Origin of the sequence: Pantoea sp. Pa-EAmG, from assembly GCF_030024295.1 — a bacterium.
Taxonomy (GTDB): domain Bacteria; phylum Pseudomonadota; class Gammaproteobacteria; order Enterobacterales; family Enterobacteriaceae; genus Pantoea; species Pantoea dispersa.
Map to the genome: position 1 here is coordinate 1 of NZ_JASEWO010000210.1, position 6,884 is coordinate 6,884.

General features: G+C 62.1%; 6 protein-coding genes. 5 read left to right on the forward strand and 1 reads right to left on the reverse strand.

Features of this window, described 5'->3' with window-relative positions; translation table 11 throughout:
* Positions 1 to 29: 29 nt before the first annotated feature.
* Genes QMM04_RS19730 through QMM04_RS19750 form a run of 5 tightly spaced genes read left to right on the forward strand, consistent with a single transcriptional unit; the run spans position 30 to position 5,239 of the window.
* Complete coding sequence (locus QMM04_RS19730) at positions 30 to 599, forward strand: spore coat protein U domain-containing protein (protein ID WP_021509578.1); 570 nt, start codon at positions 30 to 32, stop codon at positions 597 to 599.
* Positions 600 to 621: 22 nt separating this feature from the next.
* On the forward strand, positions 622 to 1,125 hold the full coding sequence (locus QMM04_RS19735) for a spore coat U domain-containing protein (protein ID WP_021509579.1): 504 nt from the start codon (positions 622 to 624) through the stop codon (positions 1,123 to 1,125).
* A 27-nt stretch (positions 1,126 to 1,152) separates the two neighbouring features.
* Complete coding sequence (locus QMM04_RS19740) at positions 1,153 to 1,848, forward strand: molecular chaperone (RefSeq protein WP_058776600.1); 696 nt, start codon at positions 1,153 to 1,155, stop codon at positions 1,846 to 1,848.
* Positions 1,848 to 4,280, forward strand: a complete 2,433-nt coding sequence (locus tag QMM04_RS19745; protein ID WP_282996826.1) for a fimbria/pilus outer membrane usher protein — start codon at positions 1,848 to 1,850, stop codon at positions 4,278 to 4,280. Before QMM04_RS19740 ends, QMM04_RS19745 begins: the two co-directional genes overlap by 1 nt.
* Entirely contained in the window at positions 4,277 to 5,239 is a 963-nt protein-coding gene (locus tag QMM04_RS19750) for a spore coat U domain-containing protein (protein ID WP_058781925.1), read from the forward strand. Before QMM04_RS19745 ends, QMM04_RS19750 begins: the two co-directional genes overlap by 4 nt.
* A 362-nt stretch (positions 5,240 to 5,601) precedes the next feature.
* Here QMM04_RS19750 and QMM04_RS19755 read toward each other — a convergent pair.
* A partial coding sequence (locus tag QMM04_RS19755) for an MFS transporter (RefSeq protein ID WP_282996827.1) occupies positions 5,602 to 6,884 on the reverse strand: 1,283 nt, incomplete at its 5' end.

Here is a 6,884-nt window from a genome sequence, read left to right on the forward strand (position 1 = left end):
TGACCTTGGATAATCAGTAAGGAATGATTATGAAACTCAAGCTTTTTCTTTTGGCTACCAGTCTGAGCGCCGCGCTCGCCCCTGCAACGGTTTTTGCTGCCACCACAACGGGAACCATCAATGCCACATTGACGCTCACCACCGGCTGTCTGGTGAACGGTCAGTCCGCCACCAGCGGGGTTAACTTCGGTACCCTGAACTTCGGTAGCAGCGCTGCAACCTTTGATACCTTAAACGCCACCCTGGTGGGCGCATCCGGGAACGGCATTTTTGTCCGCTGCACCACCGGCCAGACCTTCAATGTGCAGGTCACCAGCAGTAATCCGGCACCGGCCACCATTTACGGTACGGTGAGCGGCCAGCCACGTTACCTGATCCTCGGCTCCAACAATACGCAGGGCATTGCTTACACGCTGTACAGCGACGCCGCGTTTACCACCGCCATCGCCAACAACACCAATATTGCCGCCAGCGGCACCACCGATCCGACGCTCGGCACCAACTATGCCATTTACGGTCGGGTAGTCGGCGGCGGCTTTAACCCACTGATTCCGGCCGGTACCTACACCGATACTATTAACGTGGCGGTGAACTACTGACGCCAGCGGTGGGGTAAGAAGGATGGTCTGGCTGCTGCGTGCTGGCAGCCTGGCCCTGCTGATAGGGAGCGTCCCGGCCTGGAGTTTGCCGACGGCCACCTTCCAGGTCTCTGCGTCAGTGGTGGCAGGCTGCGTGATCTCCGGTACCAATACCGGCGTGTTTGGCACGCTGAATTTTGGCACCCAGTCGGGCGTGGCGAGCAGCAGCGTCAGCGCCAGCTACGTGCAAAGCACCACCCTCACCCTCGCCTGCACGCCGGGTACCGCCCTCAGCATGAGCATCAACGGCGGCAGCAATTACACCAGCAGCCGCAATCTCAAACACACCAGTAACACCGATACCGTGGCGTACAGCCTGTATACCAACGCAGCGCACACCACGGCGATTCCGGTTAACTCGCCGGTGGCGCTGAGTTACAGCAACGCCAATAACATCGTGCTGCCGATTTATGGCCTGTTAACCCTGCCTGGCCCGACGCGCGCCGGGACCTATACCGATACGTTAACCGTCACCCTGAGCTGGTGACGGCAGCATAAAAAAGGATGAATAATGATGAGCCTGCGCGCCCTGCTTCTGTGGTTTCTTCTGGCCCTGTCGCCCGCCAGCTTCGCTGCCAACTCGCTGATGATCTGGCCGATCGATCCCGCCATCAACCCACAGGAAAAAGCCAGCGAACTGTGGCTGGAGAATCGCGGTAACGCCACCACCATCATGCAGGTACGCATCTTCAACTGGCAGCAGATTGACGGCCAGGAGCAGTATCAAACGCAGCAGCAGGTGGTCGCCAGCCCGCCGATGGTGCGGCTGGAGCCGGGGCAGAAGCAGCTGGTGCGTCTGATTCGCCAGAGCGCGCCGCCCGCCGGCGTAGAGCAAGCCTATCGAGTGGTGCTGGATGAGATCCCGACGCCGCGCTCGCCGGGCGAGAATCAGGCCGGGCTGACGTTTCAGATGCGCTACTCGGTGCCGCTGTTTGTCTATGGCGATGGCCTGACGCGCGACAGCGCCAAAGCCGATCTCAGCTGGCGTCAGGTCAGCCGCGACGGCAAACGCTGGCTGGAGCTGACCAATCGCGGCAACGGCCACGCGCGCCTGAGCAACGTCACCGTCGGCGGTCGCGCGCTCGGCAACGGCCTGTTTGGCTATGTGCTGGCTAACAGCAGCCACCGCTGGCCGCTGAACAGCCCGGTGAGCGGTGAACTCGCGGCCGAGGTGAATAAAACTCACTGGCGCAGCGCTGCCGCGCGCTGATGAAACTGACGCCGCCTCCCTGCGCGCTGGCGGTGACCAGCGTGCTGTGCTTTTCCCCGCTGAGCAGCGCAGAGACTTTCTCTGAGCTGCCACCGCCGCCTGCCGTCAGCCACAGCGCCAGCGGCCAGCAATACATGCTGGAACTGGTGGTGAACCAGCGCGAACGGGGCGAGATTGTGCCGGTCGAGCGGCGCGACGGTGAGTTCTGGCTGCGCAGCGGCGATCTGCAGCGCGCCGGCATTCCGGCGGCGAAGCTGGCTGGCGAACAGGTCGCTCCCGGTCAGTTGGGGGAGGTTAAAGTGGAATATGATGAACGCCGCCAGCGCCTGCTGCTGACGGTACCGCCCGCCTGGCTGCCAGAGCAGACGCTTGGTCAGCCGCAAAACGGTCCGCGCTATCCCGGCCAGGCCAGCAACGGCGCGCTGCTCAACTACGACTTCTACGCCACGCGCACCGACAACGCCGGTTCGCGCCTCTCCAGCTGGAATGAGCTGCGCCTGTTCGGTCCGGCCGGCCAGTTCTCCAGTAACGGTGTCTATATCCAGCAGCTTGCGGGCGACACCCGCGGCCAGCAGCAGGGTTACATTCGCTACGACACCTGGTACAGCAACGAGAACGAGAACGCCGCGCTGAGCTGGCGCGCCGGCGATTTGATTACGGATGCGCTGGGCTGGAGCAACAGCGTGCGCCTTGGCGGCGTGCAGATCGCGCGTGACTTCAGCGTGCGGCCGGATCTGGTCACTTACCCGCTGCCGGCCTTTAGCGGCCAGGCGGCGGTACCGTCGTCAGTCGATCTGTTTATCAATGGTTACCGCAGCGCACAGGCCAGCGTTCAGCCGGGGCCGTGGTCGCTGACCAATGTGCCGTTCGTGAACGGGGCGGGCGATGCGGTGATCACCACCACCGACGCGGTCGGCCGTCAGGTGACGACAACGCTGCCGTTCTATGTCTCCAGCAGCCTGCTGAAAACCGGCCTGTCCGATTACGCCTTCTCCGCCGGGGCGATTCGCGAGAACTACGGCATCAAAAACTTTGATTACGGCGCAGCGGCGGCCAGCGGATCCTATCGTTACGGCCTGCGCGACTGGCTGACGCTGGAATCGCACGCCGAAGGCAGCAGCGACGTGGCGATGGGCGGTGCCGGCGCACTGGTGAAGCTGGGCAGCCTGGGCGTCATCAACGCCGCGCTGGCGCAGAGCCAGCTGGACGGCAGGCCCGGTACCCAGTACAGCTGGGGTTACCAGTACAACAACAGCTGGTTCAGCCTCGGCACCCAGCACACGCTGCGCAGCGCGGATTTCGGCAACCTGGCGCTGGTCGGCAGCCGCGGCGACAGCGCCAATACCAGCTATTCGCTCGCCAGACGCAGCGCGCAGTACACCGCCAGCCTGTCGCTCAGCCAGTACGGCAGCCTCGGTCTGGCGTATCTGGACATCGCCGGCGGCAGCGGCGATCGCACCCGCCTGTGGAATTTATCGTGGAGTAAAAACCTGTGGGGCAACAGCAGCCTGTACATTTCCGCCAGCCGCGACCAGCAGCAGGGCGACTGGAGCGGCGCGATTTCGCTGGTGATTCCGTTTGGCGAACAGAGCAGCGCATCAATTAGTGTCGAGCGCGATCAGCAGGGACAAAGCAATCAGCGCCTGTACGTGTCGCGCGCCATGCCGAGCGACGGCGGTTTTGCTTACGATGCGTCATGGGCGCATCAGGGCGGCGACAGCGGCGATTATCGTCAGGGCAGTCTGCGCTATCGCAACAACAAGATCGATACTTCCGCCGGCTTTTACGGCGACGATGACAACACCACGCAGTGGGCTGATTTCACCGGCTCGCTGGTGCTGATGGACAACCATGTGTTCGCCGCCAACAACATCAACGATGCCTTTGTGGTGGTGAAAACCCGCTATCCGGACGTGACGGTGCGCTACGAGAACCAGACGATGGGCCGCACCGATGACGCCGGCTATTTGCTGGTGCCGTCCATCAGCAGCTATTACGGCGCGAAGTACGATATCGATACCCTCGATCTGCCGGCTGACATGACCGCGCCGAGAGTGGAGCAGCGCTTCGCGGTGAAGCGCAAAAGTGGCTATCTGCTGAATTTCCCGGTGGAGCGCCTGCGCGCCGCCAGCGTGATCCTGCACGACAGCGACGGCCAGCCGCTGCCAGTCTCCAGCCAGGTGTTGCGCCGCGATCGCGCCACCGAATATGTCGGCTGGGACGGCCTCGTGTGGATGGAAGATCTCAGCGCCAGCAACCCGATGCGCGTGGTGACGCCGGACGGCCGCCAGTGCGAGACCACGCTGGCTATCGCTGAGGGGCAGCCTAAAGCGCTGCAGACTTACGGTCCACTCACCTGCCCGCTGCCGCCTGCCGCGCCCGGTACGGCCGTGAATGCCGCCAACAACTCACAGTCAGGGATCTCGCCATGAGGAAATTTCTGTTCTTGCTGCTGTGGCTGCTGCCGGCCAGCAGCTACGCGCTCTGTTCGCTTTCGGCCCCCAACGCCAGCTTTGGCACGCAAACCACGTTTTACGTTCAGTCGACGGCGGTCAATACTTCCAGTAACACCAACGTTAACTGCGGCACCGGCACGCTCAACCTGCTGGGCAGCGATTACGTCGCCTATGCGTTTACCACTGCCAGCTACCTGAGCGGCACGCGCGCCACCATGAAGGCATCGGCCAGCGGCACCGATAACGTGCCGATTCAGCTGTGCATCGACAGCGCTTGTGCCACCGAACTGCGCCAGGGCGGCAGCTATCGCTGGAACTCTTCCGCGCTGCTGGCGCTCGGCAACAGCCTCAATTTTGTCATTCCACTCTATTTCCGCACCGTGCCTGGCCAGGTGATTGCCGCCGGCAGTTACACCACCACCATCACGCTGACGGTGAGTTATAACGTGTGCGCCGGGCTAAATGTGGCCGGCGTGTGCGTCGGCACCGTGCAGAGCAGCAGCGGGACGGCGATGCCGATCACCGTGAATATGGTGATCACCAACGACTGCACCACGATTACGGCGCCGAACGTCAGCTTCGGCAGTGCGCCGCTGGTCGGTAGTTTTTCTACTGTGCAGCAGACGATTAACGTGGTGTGTTCAAAGGGCAGCACGTATACGGTGGGACTGAGTAATGGCAGCTATTACAGCGGCACCACGCGCCAGATGGCGAGCGGCACCAACCGGCTGGCTTACGATATTTATAAAGGCACCACCACCACTAATCGCTGGGGCCCGAGCGGCAGCGACCGCTGGAGCAGCGCGACCTCGACATCGCTCAACGCGGATACCGTGACGCGCAATTTTACCTATACGGCGCAGATTCTGACTACGCAGAATACGCCCGCAGCGGGCAATTACAGCGATAGCGTGGTGGTGGATGTGGCGTTTTAGCGGGGTGGGACGGGAGCTGGCTGGCACCCTCATCCCCCGCCTTCTCCCGCAAGCGGGAGAAGGGGCCGACCGGGCGGGTGTTGAGGTGAAGTACAGGTTTGTGAAACCGCACTGAGCGGTTCCCTCTCCCGCGTGCGGGAGAGGGTTAGGGTGAGGGCCAGCAGGCAGAGCAGGAGCTGGCTGGCACCCTCATCCCCCGCCTTCTCCCGCTGGCGGGAGAAGGAGCCAACCAAGCGAGTGTTGAGGTGAAGTGCAGGTCTGCGAAACCGCACCGAGCGGTTCCCTCTCCCGCATGCGGGAGAGGGTTAGGGTGAGGGCAAATGGGAAAAGTTAAAGTGAGGCCCAGCGCATACCCACTCTAACTACAGCGACGCGCCCACTACCGTTGCGCTGTGCCGCGCCTGATACTGTTTCACCATGCGGCCAATCAGCAGCGTACCCACCAGGCCGCACACCGCGGCAAACGACAGCCAGACGCCCGGCATCGCTTTATCGCCAGTAGCATGAATCAGATAGCTCGAAATCGCTGGCGTAAAACCACCGAACAGCGCGGTCGCCAGGCTGTAGGCCAGCGAAAAGCCCGAAGCACGCACTTCAGCCGGCATGATCTCCGCCAGATACACCACCATCGCGCCGTTATAGCTGGCGTACAGGAACGATAACCACAGCTCCGCTTCCACCAGGTGCGCGAAGGTCGGCGATCCCACCAGCCCGTGCAGCACCGGCCAGGTCGTCAGGATCATCAACACGGTAAAGGTAATCAGCAGCGGCCGCCGCCCAACGCGGTCCGACAGCGCGCCCATCACCGGCAGCCAGAACAGGTTCGAGATGCCGACAAACAGCGTCACGAGGAAGCTCTGTTTGTCACTCATCATCAGCACGGTTTTACCAAAGGTCGGGGTGAATGCGGTGATCATGTAGAACATCACCGTGGTGGTGACCACCATCAGCATGCCGGCCAGCACCAGCGCCCAGTTCTGTCCCACTGAACGCACAATCTGGCCCATCGACGGGTGCGATTTACGCTGGCTAAAGGCTTCGGTCTCTTCCAGCATGCGGCGAATCCAGAACAGGAACGGCACAATCAGACAGCCGACCACAAACGGAATACGCCAGCCCCATTCGGTCACCGCGTCCTTCGCCAGCAGATGATTAAGCCCCAGCCCCAGCAGCGCGGCAAAGATTACCGCTACCTGCTGGCTGCCCGACTGCCAGCTAACGTAAAAGCCTTTGCGGCCTTTAGGAGCCACTTCAGACAGATAAACCGAGACGCCGCCCAGCTCCACGCCCGCCGAGAAACCCTGCAGCAGGCGGCCCAGCAGAATCAGAATTGGTGCCGCCGCGCCCAGCGTGGCGTAGCCTGGCACCAGTGCAATGGTCAGCGTACCGAGCGCCATCAGGCCGAGCGTCAGTAGCAACCCTTTGCGCCGGCCGTGATGGTCAATATAGGCACCCAGTATAATCGCCCCGAGCGGGCGCATCAGGAAGCCGGCACCAAAGGTCATCAGCGTCAGCATCAGCGAAGCAAACGGATCGTCGCCCGGGAAAAAGGTTTTTGCAATGGCGGTGGCGTAGTAGCCAAACACCATAAAATCGTACATCTCAAGAAAGTTACCGCTGGTAACGCTAAAGATGGTTTTGGCAC